The following is a 17692-nucleotide window of genomic DNA, read 5'->3' on the forward strand; positions in this document are numbered from 1 at the left end:
ATTAAGCCTTATTAGCGCTATAATCATTAGGGTATGATTAAAATATGACATGTATTATTCTAAATGAGAATTGACGGAGGGCTATAAATATGGAGAAAGCGTTAATCTTCGGTCACAAAAATCCCGACACGGATACGATCTGTTCGGCAATCGCCTATGCGGATCTGAAAACCAAATTGGGTCAGGACGTTGAAGCTGTGCGTCTCGGCGAAGTCAATGGTGAAACCCAGTTCGCACTGGATCAATTCAAAATCGCAGCACCGCGTCTGATTAAAACAGCTGCAAATGAAGTAAATAAAGTCATTCTGGTTGACCACAACGAGCGTCAGCAAAGTGTAAGCGATATTGAGGAAGTGACTGTCGTTGAAGTTATTGACCATCACCGTATTGCTAACTTTGAGACAAGCGGACCTCTGTATTTCCGTGCAGAGCCTGTAGGTTGTACAGCAACTATTTTGAATAAAATGTACAAAGAAAATGGTATCGAAGTGAGTGCGCCGATTGCTGGTCTGATGCTGTCTGCCATTATCTCCGATTCCCTGTTGTTCAAATCCCCGACTTGCACAGAGCAAGACGTAGCCGCTGCGCGTGAACTGGCTGCCATTGCTGGTGTAGATGCAGACAGCTATGGTCTGGACATGCTGAAAGCCGGCGCGGATCTGAGCCAAAAAACAATTGCTGAACTAATCTCCCTGGATGCAAAAGAATTCGTAATGGGTCAATCCAAAGTGGAAATTGCACAGGTTAATGCCGTTGACGTGAATGATGTTCTCGTGAAGCAACCTGAGCTTGAAGCAGCTATTGAAGCGATTATTTCGAGTAAAGGTCTCGACCTGTTTGTATTTGTCGTAACAGACATTCTGAATAACGATTCCGTAGCTTTGGCATATGGTACATCCACTAAAGCAGTGGAGAAAGCCTACAATGTGACGCTGTCTGATAGCAGAGCTATCTTGAAAGGCGTAGTATCACGCAAATCACAAATCGTACCGGTTCTGACGGAAGCATTCAACACGCTGTAAATCAGACGGATTAGCGTATTCATACGCTGATATGTATTACAAATAACTAGCAACACCATCCTAGCCTGCTCTGATCCGTAAATGGTCAGGACAGGCTTTTGATGTAGAGGAGGAAGAATCATGATCAAAAATGAAAAGATCAAAGCAGCCGAAGTGCAGCTGACCGGCCTGAATGGTGAAGATCTGGGTGTGATGTCCACGCAGGAAGCACTTCAACTTGCGAAGCAGCATAAAGTAGATCTGGTGTGCTTGTCCTTGATGACGAGTCCACCGCCTTGCAAGCTGATTGCAGCTGGAGCGGCCAAAGCAGAAGCGCAGCAGGCGAAGAAAAAAGCGAGTAAATCTCCCGATAAACGTAAAGTAAAGGAAATTCGCTTGAACCTTGGTATGGAGGATCATGACCGGGATACGAAGCAGTCTCAGGCGGAACGCATCCTGAAGAAGGGTGATTCGGTAAAACTCGTCATCCAGGTGCACGGAGCCAAAGAAGGAGTTGCAGGGAAAGAATGGGCAGAGCAACTGAGTAAATCGCTGGCTGAATTCGGTAGCAAAACAACGGGGGTTCAGGTAAGTGGTAAACAGGTTGTTGTGCAACTGGACCCGATTGCTTAAACTGCCAGGAGCGATCTTTGATGTAGCATAAAGGTATGCTAATGTCGATACAGTAATGATCTTTTGGATGTAAAGAAAGCCCAATGAAGTGGCAGGTTAACTGCTGCTGTATTGGGCTTGTTTGTCATCACTTGGATTGAGGTATTGTTTGCAATTTAATGCAAAAGCCGTTTCCGTTTCAGTAGTTCAGCTGCGTAAATAACGGCTGCCACCAAGTCGTACATATAACTGTCCGGGTAAAACAGGCGTAGAACCAGCAGCAATATTATTCTGGCTGTTTTTGGCGAATCGGGATAAATAAAAGAAGTCCGGATAGATAACCATATCCATTAAGTAGGCGGAGACCCGGCTACCTGGAATGCGGAACTGATTCAGGGTACGTATAATTTCTTCGCCGCGTGCAATACCAATGCCATGACCATAATACCAGTTCTCGCGCAGCATGATCGTATTCTCTCCCTGCCATTCGGGGGTTTCGGGAGAAACATCCGGATTTTTGAAATACAGTACATCTCCTGGCAGGGCGGTTTCACTACCGTTTTTTTCGGTCAATCGCAGGTCACTGTCATAATGCCAGTCAAAGAGTAACAGATCTCGAAACAGGGAATTAAAGGCGTCTTCGCGAATGCTTCCCAGCACGCCACCATACAGCACAATTACGGTAGCCGTTGCACATTCAAAGGCATATAAGTGTCCATTCCTCCAGATATCCCGGATGCCGTCTGCGGGGGTCACGTTTGATCTTAGCTCAAACCCACCTTCCGTATTACGATTCCAGTAGGCAGGATTACATCTGGATTTTTCAAAGGATGCAAAACTCACACCGCTTCGATCCAATCCTTCCGCTGCATCCACGAGAGAGCCCCGTAAGTCCCACTCAAAACGAAGATGATCCATGGATTGGTACACATACCTTGTAGGACGATTCTGGAGTTGCTGTAACCAATACCATTCAAAATCAGACCATTCCGAGCGGTTCAGTTCGATGGGTTGATTTGCGACAATGATCATAATCCTTAACCTCCATTCCTATTCAAACATTCAACATTGTATAATCGGGAGAGCACGAGTATTGTGTAGTATATGACGTGATGTGTTCGAATTGGTATGTACACAATGAAAGTCGTCAGCATCCAAAATTAAAAATGTCGATTCATTTAGGGATTTTATCCGATCTCGTTTATCAATCATGGCATTTGGGGTAGTACTCTATAGATGAAGTTATGTTCAGGTCGATCTATTCATACGGAATACATTCAGATTCTCATAAAGGAGGACATGTAATGTCGAAATCCATTACAGAGAGCCGATCTCTGTTCGAACAATTGTATACGCACGCACCAATCGGCATTGCTGTCGCATCGCATGTAAATGGACGGTGGTTGCAGCTTAATCCTGCATTTTGCGAGATGCTTGCATACAGTGAAGATGAACTGATCGATACTTCGGTCATACATATGATCTACGAAGAAGATCTGCACATGGAGAAATTCCGCAGCAAGTTCTGGGCAATGACTCATGAAACAAGTTCGATGTACGAGACGGAGGTTCGTCTGAAACGAAAGGACGGTTCGTTATTATGGGCAACCATTAGAGCTTGCATCGTGAGGGATGAAACGAATGGTGAACCCTTGTATCTGCTCGTACAAGCTGCTGATATTACGAAACAAAAAGATGCAGAGCAAATCCTCATTGTGCAACGTAAACAATTGGAAGAGAGCAGTCGCATCTCTCGCCTGCTGGCGGAGTCTTCACTAGACCTGATCGCAATACATGACGCTGATTCTAGTCGTACATTTAAATATGTATCGAATGCATGTAAAAGCATGTTGGGCTATGAGTTGGAAGAAGTTGTAGGTAAGCCGGGAACATTTGTTATCTATCCAGAGGATGTGCCTTTGGTTGAAGCGTACGTGGAAGAGCAGAGAAAGGGTCTGGCTCCCAAACGGCTCAGTTATCGCCTGCTGCATAAGGATGGATCTACGGTATGGGCAGATACGATTACACACTATGTATATGACGAATCAGGTGAGTTGATGGAGATGGTCGCCGTAACCCGGGATATGACAGCCAGCCAGCAACAACAGTTAAGCATGCAGGAGTACAGATCGTTATTTGACTGTAATCCCCTAGGTGTGGCTTCTCTGGACCTGGAAGGCAATCTGCTGAAAGCCAATACGGGTCAGGAACAGTTGACAGGACACACCAAGGAGGAGCTGCTGAGTCGGCCTTTTGATCACCTCATTGATCCTGTAGATCTGGAGAAGACTCGATATCATTTTGAGGAAACGGTGAAGGGCAATGCACAGAGCTACGAGATAGGCTTAATTCACAAAAATGGGCAGCGAATTGAAACAAATGTGATTAATGTTCCTATTATACTTGAGGACAAAGTTGTTGGGGTCTACGGAATTACCAGTGACATTACAGAGTCCAAACGTTACGTCGAGGAGATCGAGAATCTTAGTTATGAACGGGCATTGATTTTGAATGGCATGTCTGAGGGTGTTATTGGACTGGACCTGGATGGGAATCTGAACTTTGCCAATCCAGCCGCCGCGGAGATCATGAACTTCTGTCCAAGTGAAATGAATGGCAAACCATTAGAGCAGTTGATGATCCAAATGCAGAGCGAAGGCATTCCCTACCCATCCAAGGATACACCAATTCTACAGGCTGTTCGTGAGGGACGAGGTCTGCCACGTACCGAATCCGTATTCTGGAGACAGGATGGGTCCAGTTTCCTGGCGGAGTTCCAATTGAAGCCAATTATGGATCAGGGTAGAACCCGCGGGGCAGTGTTGGTTTTCCGTGATATGACATCTGTTAAGGACATCATACGTGCCAAGGAAGCAGCAGAGCATGCAGACCGAGCAAAGTCTGAGTTTCTCGCTATCATGAGTCATGAGCTTCGTACGCCATTAAACGGCATCATGGGCATGGCACATCTCTTAATGGAAACCGAGCTGGATGATGAACAGAAAGGTTTTGCGGAAATCATGATTGATAGCGGCGAATCCCTTTTGTACATTTTGAACGAAATTTTGGATTTCAGCAAAATTGAAGCAGGCAAAATGGATCTTGAGCGCGCACCTGTAGATATTAAGGCGATGCTGGGTGGGGTTATGGAGCTATTTGCACTGAAGGCATCAGAGAAAAATATTGAACTCTATTGTGAAGTGTCGGATCGTATTCCTGAACGTATTCGAGGGGATGAGACACGAATCCGGCAGATTTTGATTAATCTGGTGGGTAATGCCGTTAAATTTACAGAGCAGGGCCGTATTATGGTGAGCGTAGGTGCTGATTTCTCAGATGAGCATGGTCAGGATAACCTGATGTTGACCTTTAAGGTGAGAGATACGGGAATTGGCATTCCAATAGAAAAGCAGCATCAGTTGTTCCAATCCTTCTCACAGCTTGATCCGGCCATCAATCGCAAGTTTGGCGGGACAGGTCTGGGGCTTGCGATCAGCAAAAAACTGGTGGAATTAATGGGCGGAGCGATTGGCGTACAGAGTGAGATCGGTGAGGGGGCAGAATTCCAGTTCACCCTCGTAGTGGAGCGGTGGTTAGAGGAAAGTAATGACCCGATTGAAATCACTGCGAATGAGGAACTGCAATTGGATCGAGCTAGTCTTGCCCATGACATCAAAATTTTGATTGCTGAGGATCAAGCGGTCAACAGTCATCTGTTGGAGGAGATGCTGCGCAAGTTTGGCGGAGTATGTGATATCGTTGAGAATGGTGCACAGGCCGTCGATTCATTGAACAAGATTCAATATGACCTGGTGTTTATGGATATTCAAATGCCAGTTATGGATGGGATTGAAGCGACCTGCCAAATCAGACAGACCCACCCGGAAATACCGGTTATTGCAGCGATTACAGCTTTTGCGGGCGCCGGTGACCGTGAGGAGTGTCTGAAATGTGGGATGCAGGATTTTATCAGCAAACCGTTTCATTCCACGGAGATTAGCCGCGTACTGAATACATGGGTTCCATATATCCGCTCTCAAAGGGTAACGTAACGGAAAAATAACCTGCGCCTTGATATTCAAGGTACAGGTTATTCTGTCATTTACTCAAATTAGTAGGCACCTGATAACTAAACTCAGGACCAGCCTCCGATTAACCCGGAGAGGGTTACGCATTCGTCATCTTCCAAATCTGCAATCAGAGTGAGTTCTTCGTTGTCTTGTGGATCAACGGAGAATAATTCACGGCGTCCGTCCTCATGCACAATAATGACTAACTGATGGCCGCCCTTTGTATCAAACTGGTACTTAACTCCGATACCAGGTAGTGGGCATTCGCGGATATTCATGAAACCTGTCACCTCTTTAGCTTTGCTTAATAAAAAATTAACCGTTCACACAGTACGGATGTATTCTACTATCCATAACACCGTTTGGCAAGTCACAAATAAAATTGGTGTGAAGGAATTAATTTTTTCCGCGATGTGATCTTGCACTATGGCGCTGTCTGGCCCGTCTGCGACGAACAAAAAACCAAATGAGCAGAGCAGCGATTAATAATAGGCCAATGACTGCAATTATGATGATATTCCGGATATTGGGAACCTGTACAGTCAGATCCAGTTTATTCATCTGGAGGGGTGAAACGTGCCAAATGAGCGTTTTTCCGCCATCCTCCACCTGATCTGCATTGGAATCGGCTGCCTTGATGGGTAAAGACAACTTAAAGTCAAAGTTAACATCTTTTAACAAGAGGTTTTTAAGAAAGCTAGGCACCTTGTTAATCTGATTTTTGATCTCACCATCGGGCATGGACTCCATGAGATCGGCTTCTGCTGTAATGTGCATTTTGGAAGTGAAGAAGCCGGGTGAAGTTGATTGTTCAACCTTGATCCCTTGTGGTAACTTGGACGTATCAAAGCTGGTTTTATTGCTTTTTTCATAATGGGTGGTCGCTGTGAGTTGCTTCTGATCTCCCTGTTCCGAAACCTCTGCCTGAAAGTTATTTCGATTCAATGCATCTGCGATCAGAGGCATGAGATTGTCTTGTCCAATTTTTCCAAGAGCAGAGTTCTTTACGTTGAGATTGAGATCCAGATCCGTTGATCCATCCATATTCACCGTAAGATGGGCTTCTCCATCAGCACAGGCGGATAAAATACATAACATAAGGGCTAATAAAACAGTAAGAAATAACTGACGTAAGGGGATGCGAGTTGACATGTCTTTCAACCTTTCTGAGTAAAAATCCAAATTCCATTTCATAGAAGTATAGTATACACCGTAAGCATGGCGGATGAAACTTTGAACCGTGCAGTGAGGTACGTATGATTTAGTGTGATCGAGGAAATAATCCATTTATTAAAATTAAAGATTTCGTATTTTTGTCAATGTTCGGTCAATTCAAACGGCGTTTCACCGTGTACACTAGTAGTAGTGTGATGAATATACGGAAGCAGGGAGGTTACATTCATGACATATATCATTATTATGGCCGTTATTATGGTCGTGGGCATGGTCGGAATGGGCTGGTTCTATCAGATTATGGATAAAGACCAAAGCTAGTATTTTTCATGTGAAAAGAAGAGACAACCTATAAGCTGGCTTCGCTAACGCGAGGCGGGCTTATTTGTGTGGGGAAAATTTTGAGGCACTGACCTTACATAAGCACGTAATATATGTAACCATTCATGTTGTACAATTTGACCGATGGACAAATATTTTTCGTAATTATGGGATTTTTTAGCTGCTCTTTTGTATAATAGGGGGTAGTTTAACTCGGGATACTCCCGAAATTCTGCCAAACAGGAAAGGGTGTACATAAATGAAATTTAGTGAGTATACGTATACACGTCCGAATCTGGAACATATCAAGACATCTTTCCGTGAGCTGTTGAGCGGTTTTGAAGCTGCGGCAACGGTTGAAGAACAGAGCGGATTCATGGATCAGATTAACGCGCTGCGCAGTGATTTTGAGACGCAAGCCCAATTGGTCTACATCCGTCATTCCATTGATACCAATGATGAGTTTTACAAGGCGGAGAACGAATTTCTGGATGAGAATGCTCCAATTGTGCAGGAATATATTACGGATTTTTACCGTGCACTTGTTAACTCCAAATTCCGCAATGAGTTGGAACAAAAATGGGGTTCACAGCTGTTCCAGCTGGCGGATCTTTCACTGAAAACTTTCAGCCCGGAAATTATTGAAGAACTCCAGAAGGAGAACAAACTTTCCACAGAATACAATCAATTGATCGCATCGGCCAAAATTCCGTTCGAAGGTGAAGAGCGCACGTTGCCACAGCTTCATCCATTTGAACTGTCCACGGATCGCTCCATGCGGGAGCGTGCTTCGGAAGCCAGATACACTTTCATGGCTGAACATGAAGCTGAATTCGATCGCATTTATGATGAACTGGTTAAAGTGCGTACACAGATCGCGAAGAAACTGGGTTATCCAAGCTATGTGGAACTCGGCTATGATCGCATGAACCGCACGGATTACAACGCAGAGATGGTTGCTAACTTCCGGGCACAAGTTCGTGATTATATCGTACCTGTGGCGACCAAGCTCAGAGAGCGCCAGCGTAATCGGATTGATGTGGATACGCTGTATTATTATGATCAGGGCTTCAGCTTCAAGACGGGTAACCCGACACCGAAGGGTGACGCAGACTGGATTATTGAACATGGTAAAAAAATGTACGCTGAATTATCACCAGAGACGGATGCATTTTTCCAGATGATGACTGAAAACGAGCTTATGGATCTGGTAAGCAAAAAAGGTAAACAGGGCGGCGGATATTGTACGTTCCTGAACGATTACAAAGTGCCGTTTATCTTCTCCAACTTCAACGGTACCTCCGGTGATATTGATGTATTGACACATGAAGCAGGTCATGCTTTCCAGGTGTATGAGAGCCGTGATTTTGCAGTGCCTGAATACAATTGGCCAACGTATGAATCGGCTGAGATTCATTCCATGAGCATGGAGTTCTTCACATGGCCGTGGATGCAGTTGTTCTTCAAGGAAGATACGGACAAGTACAAGTTTGATCACTTGTCTTCCGGTCTGTTGTTCATTCCGTATGGCGTAGCCGTGGATGAATTCCAGCATTTTGTATACGCGAATCCGGAAGCTACACCAGCGGAACGGAAGCAGGCATGGCGCAACATTGAGAAGACCTATCTGCCACACATCAATTACAAAGATAATGCTTATCTGGAGCAAGGTGGTTTCTGGCATAAGCAGGGTCACATTTTCTCATCGCCATTCTATTACATTGACTATACGTTGGCACAGATCTGTGCATTCCAGTTCTGGAAACGCAGCAACGAGGACATGAAGTCTGCATGGGCCGATTATCTGACATTGTGCAAAGCGGGAGGAAGCCTATCCTTCACCGGATTGGTTGAATTGGCTGGATTGAACTCTCCATTCGAGGATGGCTGTGTGTCCTCCGTAATTGGCGATATTGAGGCATGGCTTGACGGTGTGAACGATAAGGCGCTGTAAGCCTTCGTACGTATGCTTTTAGTGAAAGTACCTTAGGTAAGGTGTAAGTAGTGGATAATGCTTTAAGATAGATAAGTAAGACGGCTTGGAGACCTGCGGGTGTCTGGGTCGTCTTTTTTATTACGGGAAAAAATCGACATTAAGTGTAACATTTATCGGACTCATTGTGATTTATTTCACTATATCTGAAAACGGATTCAGTTACAATGGAGAAAGTAAATCAGGGGTTACAGGAGGCTGGTTCAAATGGCAACACATGCATATTATGTTCCGCCCGTGAACTTGATGGGTAGAGGCTGTTTACAGGAAGCAGGTCAGATGATTGAACAGATGGGTATCCGCAAGGCGCTGGTTGTAAGTGATCGCCAATTGATAACTTCAGGCGTTGCTGAACAGGTACTGTCTACATTACGAAAAGCTGGGTTAGACTATGTTGTATATGATGAGGTTCAGCCTAATCCAACATGTCAGAATGTACATGACGGACTTCGAGTATTCCAGGATCATGGTTGTGACGCCATTATATCGATAGGTGGAGGTTCACCGCAGGATGCTGCCAAAGGGATTGGCATTGTAGCTACGAACGGTGGGCATATCCGTGAATATGAAGGATTGCATCAATCGAAACATAAGTCCGTGCCACTTGTGGCTTTTAACACAACGGCTGGCACATCGAGCGAGGTGACAATTAACTACGTGATTACAGATGAGGAACGTAAAGTGAAGATGGTGATGGTGGACCGCAATAGTCTGGTCTCCCTGTCGGTTAATGATCCGGAGCTGATGCTCAGCAAACCTGCAAGTCTCACAGCGGCCACAGGAATGGATGCGTTGACACATGCCGTAGAAGCGATGGTTACACCGGGTGGATTTACAGTGACAAGTGCGACAGCTGCAGCAGCTGTTGAACTGATCTTTGAATATTTGCCAAGAGCCGTGAGAGACGGCAGTGATCTGGAAGCACGGGAACATATGACGTACGCGTGTTTCCTTGGTGGAATTGCTTTTAATAATGCAGGATTAGGTTATGTCCATGCGATGGCGCATCAACTGGGTGGCGTATATGATCTGCCGCACGGTGTCTGTAACGCAATGTTACTCCCCTATGTGGAAGAGTTGAACGCCAAGCATGTACCCGGCAAATTCCGTCATATTGCTAAGGCAATTGGTATGGATGTGAAGGATAGAAGTGATGAGGAGTGTTCGGATTATGTCATTGAGGCCATACGCCAGCTATCGAAGGAAGTCGGGATCCCTGAGAAACTGTCTGAACTGGGTGTAAAAGATCCCGATGTGGAACTGCTTGCCGATAACGCGATGAAAGATGCCTGTGCACCAGGCAACCCATATCAACCGTCCAAGGATGAAGTGATGGAGCTGTTCCGTAAAATTATATAAGTGCGAACGTATCGAGTCGGAGGGAATCCGGCTCTTTTTTGTTTTTCAAATCTCGGATATTGTATATATGCCTTTGGGCATCTTCACAAATGGAGTTCAATGCGTAATAATGTAGGTCGGGCCATTGGCAACATATGACATCGACATCAGGAGGCATCATGAAACTTAGTACAAGTAACCTAAACAGCTATATTAAGCAGTATGAGACTTATTTAAGCGTAGAGCGAAACCTATCCCTTAAATCCATTAAAGCCTATCTGTCTGATCTCAACAGACTTGTAGAATGGCTGGATACTAAACATATCCATGATGTAACCAGAGAAAATTTACGAATGTATCTGGAACAATTAAACAGTGAACACACACTTAAAGACTCGACCATTAAAAGAAAGTACATATGCTTCAAAGCATTTTTTAATTATTTGGTTCAAAACGGTGATATAAGCGAGTCCCCAATTATTGGTTTCGGAAAAAAATTCAAAACAGCAAGACGTATTCCAAAGACACTTTCTGTTAATGAGGTTGAAAAGTTATTAAATGCACCACAAGAGCACATGAAACAATTACACACGAGTTTTAGAAGAAGAATCAACCTTCGCAACGATGCTATTATTGAACTGCTCTATGTTATTGGAATTCGTATTGGAGAACTAGTGAATATTGATATGGAGCACATCGATCTCGAAGAGAAAACCGTGTTGATTTTTGGAAAAGGTCGTAAGGAGCGATTGCTCTACATCTCAAGTAGCGAGGTTATCCATAAAATTAAAACATGGTTGCATGCCCGAGAACATTTCGACCCCCAATCTGATGCCTTGTTCCTCAATAAATACGGTGATCGACTCTCCATTTACTCCATAGAGGATATTTATTCTAAATACAGGGACTTATCTAAGGTTAGCAAAAAATCAACTCCGCACTATCTCAGGCACAGCTTTGCTACACACCTTCTGAACAATGGTGCAGATTTACGATCAGTCCAGGAAATTCTCGGACATACCAATGTAAGCACGACCCAAATATACACAGAAGTGTCTGTTGAACGGAAGAAAGATGTGCTGTCGAGATTTAATCCGAGAAATAATCTAAAAGTGTAGAGAAAGACCTCCAAATAACTATAAATTATTTGGAGGTCTTGTAATGAAATTGCCGTTATATCATGATACAAATATTGAACCACTTTTACATAAAATTAATAGTGAAACATGTTTCTTATCCAATTGGAATAAAGAAAACAAGAGTCTAAACTTTCCCCCTGAAATCATTAAAAATGCTGTGAACAGCAGTCTTGATCAAAGTCAAAATAATTACTTTTTTTTAGATGAGTTACAGGAAGCAAAGAAATGGTTTATCCACGAGGCTTTAGACAATACCAATGTTAATTCAAATAATTTCGACTTCTCAATATCTTCAAATGGAACTTCGAGTGCATATTTATTAATTAATCTATTTCATATGAAAAAGAAACTGAAGGCATTGTTAATTACACCAATTTATTTTACTTATATAAAAGTTTTGCAAGATTTAAAAGTTGATACATATTATATTGAGGTTTTGGAGGAAGGAAAAGTAACCATAAATTTGCATAAATTAGAAGACATCATTATTGAATATGGAATTAATTTACTAATAATGAATGATCCTTTATTGGGAAGCGGTATTAAAATTACAAAAGAAATGTATATTGATATTGTTAACATTTGCAAAAAGCATGATGTTACATTGTTCATTGATTTTATGTATGGCGGTATGGAGTGGAATTTGAGAAATTTAAATGTTATAGATGAATTTTTACTTAGTTTATTCGATATATATCCAGAAATTATTATCATTGAATCCATATCTAAGAGACTGTTCTTAAATGGAATCAAGAATTGTTTAGTTTATGGTAGTAAAGAAAATATAAGCCTATTTGAAAGAGTTTCCGTTCATTCCCTTGGTTCTTTAGTCTACTCACAGGTCACGCTATTTAAACAACTTTATGATAGCAACAATAGATCCACAGTATTAAATACAATTAAAAGTAATATTTTATTTGCAATGAATAATTTTGAGTTGATTAAAACATTATTAATGGACACGGAATATGTTATTAGTGCTTGTGAAAGTGGATACTTCTGTTTAATAGGGGTACCTTATAGCGAAATAGGTAATAGAAACAACATGGATATTGCTAGCAAGTTAATAGAGAATATTAACATACTAACAATACCCCATGATAGATATCTCTTTGAGAGTCAAACCCATTATTATTTCAGAGTCAATCTTTCGATTGAACAGTCTATACTAATACCTGCTTTAAGAAAAATTGTAGAGTTCTATAGTAGATCTAAAACTCCTTATGCACCAATATCTATTTGATTAACTATTTCTTTGAAAGCTTCAGTCACAATAATATTATCAAATGTTGGATTTGTCAGGCCTGATTTTTCAGAGGTGTCTAAAATTAAGTTGAATTGTTCTAAAGATTTGGGTATGTTTTCAGGGTCTATACGAATATTGTCAAGCAACACTCCTAAAATTTTTAATTTTTTTCGTTTTAAGGAAAAATCAAAGAAAGTTTTGGAGTAGTCATTTAACATTTTTGGCATCATTAACGCTACTATACCAACAACTGCAAAAGTTAAAATCCATGAGCCTTTTTCTTTTTGTATTAATTTATAATTTTTATCTAATCCCAGTTTCAAATGAAGGTCATCCAATAGGTCACTGGTTAATTTTAGAGCTTCCTGATAATCATCTGTTTTGCATCTGAACGTTACAAAAAGAGTTTCTCCTGCAGCACTCTCAATGAAACTGTCATCATAATTAAAAGTATTCATTATCATTTCGATTTTTTTATGCATGGAAATATACACAAGCTGCTCTTCAAACGGGAATGCTGTCCAATCAAAATCATCTAAAATATTTAATACCTTGGAGACAAGCTTGTAGGGTAATTGATTATTTAAGATATAGAATGTAAACATGTCAAATAAATTGGTCATTTCTAATTTGCGAGTTGTATTATTTATTTTTGATAATTCACTTAATGCATTATTGATTTGATCAGGGACTCCTTCAAAATTTCTAAACAAGAATATATTTGCATTTATAAATTCAGAAAATCTTTGTTGCGTTAATAATGAAACGATATATTCTGAGAAGTTATCAACATTCATTTTCACGGTGTTTCCTCTGTAAAGCACATCGAGTCTCGAAATATCTGTCTTATAAAATAAATAACCGAAAATATAACTTTTTCCTAAACTCACATTTTCTAAAACACATGATTTAAAAATAAAATTTTCAGCATGCATTGTGGCCAAATCGGTATTATAGATTTCGCATCCATTAAACTCCAATTTTTCAGTTGTAGAACGTTCAAAATCACAATTTCTCATAGTGCAATTTATAAACTTACAATTTTTCATGTTTACTAAAAATTTTTCATCTTCAAAAGTGCAGTTTTCAAAAGTACATTCTTGTATCGACGTGTTTGCATAATTATTCAGAGTGAAATTACATTCATTAAAGTAACAATTTTTAATTTCAGAGGCTGCAATATCAACCTCAGTGAATAAACATTTTTCAAATATCGCTGAAATAAAATCTGCACGATCAAAATTATTCTCATAAAAAGATACATTTACAAATCTTGAGCCTCTAAAATCACTTCTGAAAAATGAGATTTTAGGCAGTTCATTAATAAAATCTAACTTTTCAAACAATGTATATGTTAGATCTTCCTTTTCACGTGACAAACTTCCGTTATCAGTAAACCTGTTATACTTAATAATACCACTCATAGAGACCTCCAAATAATTTATAGTTATTAGTATGTAACTCCTTGATAGACTGCATGCTTAAGCAAATTCAAACACTACTTTCATACTACATCTATTTCTATTCGACACATTTCTATATATTCCTCTAAAAATTTACAAATAAATTGCCGTTTTCTGATTCGTAAGACCTGCATTTTTGATTTTATAGGTTTATGGGTCTAGTAGTGTCACAGTTTTACCATGAATTTTCCAAAAGGAGTTTGATTCCCTTTTATCGAATACAATATAGATAACAGCGGCACGAGAAAGGGTAATTTCACCCAAAACTTGTTGTCGATGTTTTCCAGTAAGATTCCCCAGTCCGTTTCGTGTTTAATGTTAAATAGGAGTAGTCTATTTCATTGGCACGAGCTACACCTGAAGTTCTGCATCTAACATTCACCTCTGTAAGACAGTCAAGGCAATTCTACACCAGCATCATCTCTATTTCAGGTTTTACAATCCAAGAAGTTCAACTGCAACAAGATTCACCGGTTACACATCTGTACAGCATGCTCCTAATCAAGACAACAGTGTCCACACAACAGAATATCGATTATGGGCTCTGAAATGAATCAGAACGAATGCACGTGGAGGAGGCTGTAATGATGGCGAAAAAAGAAGTTGTAGCGATGCTACTTGCCGGAGGGCAAGGTAAAAGGTTAAAAGGATTGACCAAATCACTGGCTAAACCAGCTGTATATTTTGGCGGCACGTACCGAATCATTGATTTTCCGCTGAGTAACTGCTCTAATTCTGGTATTGATACAGTGGGTGTATTGACTCAATATGAACCACTTGTCTTACATTCCTATATTGGCATTGGCAGCGACTGGGATCTGGATCGAAAAAACGGCGGGGTATATGTACTTCCTCCACATGAACGTGAAGACGGAAGCAGCTGGTACCGTGGCACAGCAGATGCCATCTTCCGTAACCTGAACTTTATTGAACAATTCGATCCTGAGCATGTGCTCATTCTGTCAGGGGATCATATCTATAAGATGGACTACGAAAAAATGCTCCAGTATCACAAAGATAAAGATGCGGATTGCACCATATCGGTCATTGATGTCTCATTGGAAGAAGCCAGCCGTTTCGGGGTGCTGAACACTAACGATGACTATAGCATCTATGAATTTGAAGAAAAACCTCCTGAGCCCAAGAGCACACTCGCTTCCATGGGTATCTATCTCTTCAAGTGGGATGTACTGAAACGTTTCCTGATCCAGGATGAACAACAGGCATCCACCTCCTATGATTTTGGTAAAGATATTATTCCTTTGTTACTTAAAAACGAAAAATCCTTATATGCTTATCCATTCGAAGGGTATTGGAAAGACGTTGGTACCATTCGCAGTCTGTGGGAATCCAATATGGACCTGTTGGACGAAGACACACCGTTTAATCTGAATGATCCGGACTGGCGTATTTTCACACGTAATCCGAACCAACCTGCACAATATATCTCGCCATCGGCCAAGGTGCGGAATTGTATTATTAGTGAAGGCAGTGTGGTGCATGGCGAGGTCAATCATTCTGTTCTGTTCTACGGGATTGAAGTTGGTGAGAACAGTGCTGTCATCGATTCGGTAATCATGCCACGAGTGAAAATCGGGCAAAATGTACGCATTTACCGAGCTATTATCGCAGAAGGATTGGTTATTCCTGATGGAACACAGATTTCGCCTGCACCGGGAGATGAGAGTGATATATTGCTCGTGGATCAGGAAGAACTGGAACGTCAGCTTCGCCAAGGAATAACTAGCAAGGCCTAATTGAAGTTAAAAGGACGGTGCATGCGATGAAACAATTGATCGGAGTTATTAACCTTGACCATGAACTTGAAGAATTGAAGGAATTGACGTATTTTCGCTGCGGAGCCGCGGTGCCTTATGCCGGGCGTTACCGTCTGATCGATTTTGTTTTATCCAATATGATGAATGCAGGCATTGAGAGTATAGGTGTATTTGTACGGCGAAAATATCGCTCGTTGATGGACCATCTTGGTGATGGTAAGCCTTGGGATTTGGATCGCAAGCATGGGGGCATGTTTATTTTGCCACCAGACTGGAATGATCCAACAGATACATCACAAGGGGACTTGCAGCATTTCCACAACAATTTGGACTTTTTCCACAGAGGGGCAGGGCAATATGTTGTGCATGCGGGCAGTCGCCATGTGACCAAAGCAGATCTCCAGGATGTCTACAGGTATCACATCAGTAAAGGAGCGGACGTTACACTGGTTTGCAAAAAAGTAGATCAGCTGCTACCTGAGCATGATGCCTGTGTCAAAGTTGAACATGACGGGGACGGTAACGTGGTGGACATTCACCAAAGTGCTAATCACCCGAATATATATACAGAAATTTTCATCATGGAAAAAGAATTGTTCCTGCGCCAGGTGCAACGCTGCATTGATCATGGCGAGAGCCATTTCTTCCGGGATGTGATTCAAAAAAATCCGGATGGATTGAATATCGCTGCGTATGCATATGATGGCTATCACGCAGTCATCAATTCCATTGACAGTTATTATCGCAACAGTATGGATCTGCTGAACACAGGGCAATATGAACAACTGTTCAAGGAAGATCCGATTCAGACGAAAATTAAATACGAAGCGCCTGCCAAATACCTGGATACCGCCGATGTTAAACATTCACTTCTCGCGAATGGCTGCATCGTAGGGGGAGAGGTGGAGGACAGCATTCTGTTCCGTGGTGTACAGGTGGCCAAGGGTGCCAAAATAAAAGGTTCCATCATCATGCAGAAATGTTACATTGGTGAGGGTACCGTACTTGAGAACGTCATTCTCGATAAAGACGTGAAGCTGACCGGAGGACAGACGCTGATCGGTGCCCCGTCGAATCCATACATTTTAGCAAAAAGCACTATTATCTAATCCCCACACGTAACCGATATCTTCTATAAATATATATAAAATAAAAATCCTGTAGGATGGATTTAAGATTCATACACTTTCGACGCATCGGGTACTACTGCTAGAGCTTTTCATACGTGCAGACGTAGTGGAGGGGACGAAATCGATTCTGAAGCGTAGCGTTCGCCTAAAAGCTTTCTGCAAGAAAGCTGCTTCGAAAGCATATGCTGGCTTCAAATTTTACCCTTGATTATATAAATTCAACTTAAACATTTACACAAAATGGAGAGGACAGAAATGACCTGAAGAAGCGTAGCGCTCGCCTTTATCCTCGGATTTTCCCATTTTAAAAAGGAATCAAAAAAATCTGGGGATAACAGCGATCGGAAGGTTATTCTGTCATCGAAGTGGCCAGTGTAAATATAATTTAGTTCAATTTGTATGAACCGCCACCATCCTACAGGATTTCC

Annotated in this window: 14 protein-coding genes; 10 read left to right on the forward strand and 4 right to left on the reverse strand. The window is 41.7% G+C overall.

The genetic code is table 11. The features are described 5' to 3' along the window. Positions 1-89: 89 nt before the first annotated feature. Positions 90-1022 (forward strand): manganese-dependent inorganic pyrophosphatase, encoded by a 933-nt coding sequence (locus V6669_RS12875; RefSeq protein WP_036670609.1) that lies wholly within the window; start codon positions 90-92, stop codon positions 1020-1022. Positions 1023-1142: 120 nt separating this feature from the next. Continuing rightward, positions 1143-1634: a translation initiation factor IF-3 gene (gene infC / locus V6669_RS12880; RefSeq protein ID WP_133384465.1), complete on the forward strand. Its 492-nt coding sequence runs from the start codon at positions 1143-1145 to the stop codon at positions 1632-1634. A 186-nt stretch (positions 1635-1820) separates the two neighbouring features. Here infC and V6669_RS12885 read toward each other — a convergent pair whose 3' ends face one another. Then, on the reverse strand, positions 1821-2645 hold the full coding sequence (locus V6669_RS12885; protein ID WP_338594159.1) for a protein-glutamine gamma-glutamyltransferase: 825 nt from the start codon (positions 2643-2645) through the stop codon (positions 1821-1823). A 272-nt stretch (positions 2646-2917) separates the two neighbouring features. Between V6669_RS12885 and V6669_RS12890 the strand changes: the two genes are divergently transcribed. Further along, on the forward strand, positions 2918-5665 hold the full coding sequence (locus V6669_RS12890) for a PAS domain S-box protein (protein ID WP_338594160.1): 2748 nt from the start codon (positions 2918-2920) through the stop codon (positions 5663-5665). 83 nt (positions 5666-5748) lie between these two features. On the opposite strand, the gene V6669_RS12895 is transcribed toward V6669_RS12890, so the two are convergent. After that, complete coding sequence (locus tag V6669_RS12895; RefSeq protein ID WP_017688899.1) at positions 5749-5961, reverse strand: hypothetical protein; 213 nt, start codon at positions 5959-5961, stop codon at positions 5749-5751. A gap of 118 nt (positions 5962-6079) precedes the next feature. Continuing rightward, complete coding sequence (locus V6669_RS12900) at positions 6080-6835, reverse strand: hypothetical protein (protein WP_338594164.1); 756 nt, start codon at positions 6833-6835, stop codon at positions 6080-6082. 601 nt (positions 6836-7436) lie between these two features. Here V6669_RS12900 and V6669_RS12905 point away from each other — a divergent pair. The 4 genes from V6669_RS12905 to V6669_RS12920 all read left to right on the forward strand — a co-directional run bounded on the left by V6669_RS12905 (position 7437) and on the right by V6669_RS12920 (position 12890). Further along, complete coding sequence (locus V6669_RS12905; protein ID WP_338594166.1) at positions 7437-9131, forward strand: M3 family oligoendopeptidase; 1695 nt, start codon at positions 7437-7439, stop codon at positions 9129-9131. 246 nt (positions 9132-9377) lie between these two features. Further along, positions 9378-10529, forward strand: a complete 1152-nt coding sequence (locus V6669_RS12910; protein ID WP_338594168.1) for an iron-containing alcohol dehydrogenase — start codon at positions 9378-9380, stop codon at positions 10527-10529. A gap of 158 nt (positions 10530-10687) precedes the next feature. Continuing rightward, the gene (locus V6669_RS12915) at positions 10688-11626 is read left to right on the forward strand and encodes a tyrosine-type recombinase/integrase (RefSeq protein WP_338594169.1); all 939 of its coding nucleotides are present in this window, start codon (positions 10688-10690) and stop codon (positions 11624-11626) included. A gap of 43 nt (positions 11627-11669) precedes the next feature. After that, entirely contained in the window at positions 11670-12890 is a 1221-nt protein-coding gene (locus V6669_RS12920) for an aminotransferase class I/II-fold pyridoxal phosphate-dependent enzyme (RefSeq protein WP_338594170.1), read from the forward strand. Here V6669_RS12920 and V6669_RS12925 read toward each other — a convergent pair. Further along, positions 12869-14317 carry a pentapeptide repeat-containing protein gene (locus V6669_RS12925; RefSeq protein WP_338594172.1) on the reverse strand — a complete coding sequence of 483 codons (1449 nt, stop codon included), beginning with the start codon at positions 14315-14317 and terminating at the stop codon, positions 12869-12871. The two genes, V6669_RS12920 and V6669_RS12925, sit on opposite strands and share 22 nt — an antisense overlap. A gap of 380 nt (positions 14318-14697) precedes the next feature. On the opposite strand from V6669_RS12925, the gene V6669_RS12930 reads away from it, so the two are divergent. From V6669_RS12930 to glgD, 3 genes are read left to right on the forward strand one after another with little or no spacing between them, the layout of a single operon-like run. Then, entirely contained in the window at positions 14698-14904 is a 207-nt protein-coding gene (locus V6669_RS12930; RefSeq protein WP_338594174.1) for a hypothetical protein, read from the forward strand. Between the two features lie 39 nt (positions 14905-14943). Further along, positions 14944-16113: a glucose-1-phosphate adenylyltransferase gene (locus V6669_RS12935; protein WP_338594928.1), complete on the forward strand. Its 1170-nt coding sequence runs from the start codon at positions 14944-14946 to the stop codon at positions 16111-16113. Between the two features lie 26 nt (positions 16114-16139). After that, positions 16140-17243, forward strand: a complete 1104-nt coding sequence (glgD, locus tag V6669_RS12940) for a glucose-1-phosphate adenylyltransferase subunit GlgD (RefSeq protein ID WP_338594175.1) — start codon at positions 16140-16142, stop codon at positions 17241-17243. Positions 17244-17692: the final 449 nt, after the last annotated feature.

The organism is Paenibacillus sp. Y5S-9, from assembly GCF_036894235.1.
In the GTDB taxonomy this organism is placed as follows: domain Bacteria; phylum Bacillota; class Bacilli; order Paenibacillales; family Paenibacillaceae; genus Paenibacillus.

Coding starts and splice junctions, on each gene's coding strand:
- V6669_RS12875 (WP_036670609.1), top strand. CDS start 90: ATGGAGAAAGCGTTAATCTTCGGTCACAAAAATCCCGACACGGATACG.
- infC (WP_133384465.1), top strand. CDS start 1,143: ATGATCAAAAATGAAAAGATCAAAGCAGCCGAAGTGCAGCTGACCGGC.
- V6669_RS12885 (WP_338594159.1), bottom strand. CDS start 2,645: ATGATCATTGTCGCAAATCAACCCATCGAACTGAACCGCTCGGAATGG.
- V6669_RS12890 (WP_338594160.1), top strand. CDS start 2,918: ATGTCGAAATCCATTACAGAGAGCCGATCTCTGTTCGAACAATTGTAT.
- V6669_RS12895 (WP_017688899.1), bottom strand. CDS start 5,961: ATGAATATCCGCGAATGCCCACTACCTGGTATCGGAGTTAAGTACCAG.
- V6669_RS12900 (WP_338594164.1), bottom strand. CDS start 6,835: ATGTCAACTCGCATCCCCTTACGTCAGTTATTTCTTACTGTTTTATTA.
- V6669_RS12905 (WP_338594166.1), top strand. CDS start 7,437: ATGAAATTTAGTGAGTATACGTATACACGTCCGAATCTGGAACATATC.
- V6669_RS12910 (WP_338594168.1), top strand. CDS start 9,378: ATGGCAACACATGCATATTATGTTCCGCCCGTGAACTTGATGGGTAGA.
- V6669_RS12915 (WP_338594169.1), top strand. CDS start 10,688: ATGAAACTTAGTACAAGTAACCTAAACAGCTATATTAAGCAGTATGAG.
- V6669_RS12920 (WP_338594170.1), top strand. CDS start 11,670: ATGAAATTGCCGTTATATCATGATACAAATATTGAACCACTTTTACAT.
- V6669_RS12925 (WP_338594172.1), bottom strand. CDS start 14,317: ATGAGTGGTATTATTAAGTATAACAGGTTTACTGATAACGGAAGTTTG.
- V6669_RS12935 (WP_338594928.1), top strand. CDS start 14,944: ATGGCGAAAAAAGAAGTTGTAGCGATGCTACTTGCCGGAGGGCAAGGT.
- glgD (WP_338594175.1), top strand. CDS start 16,140: ATGAAACAATTGATCGGAGTTATTAACCTTGACCATGAACTTGAAGAA.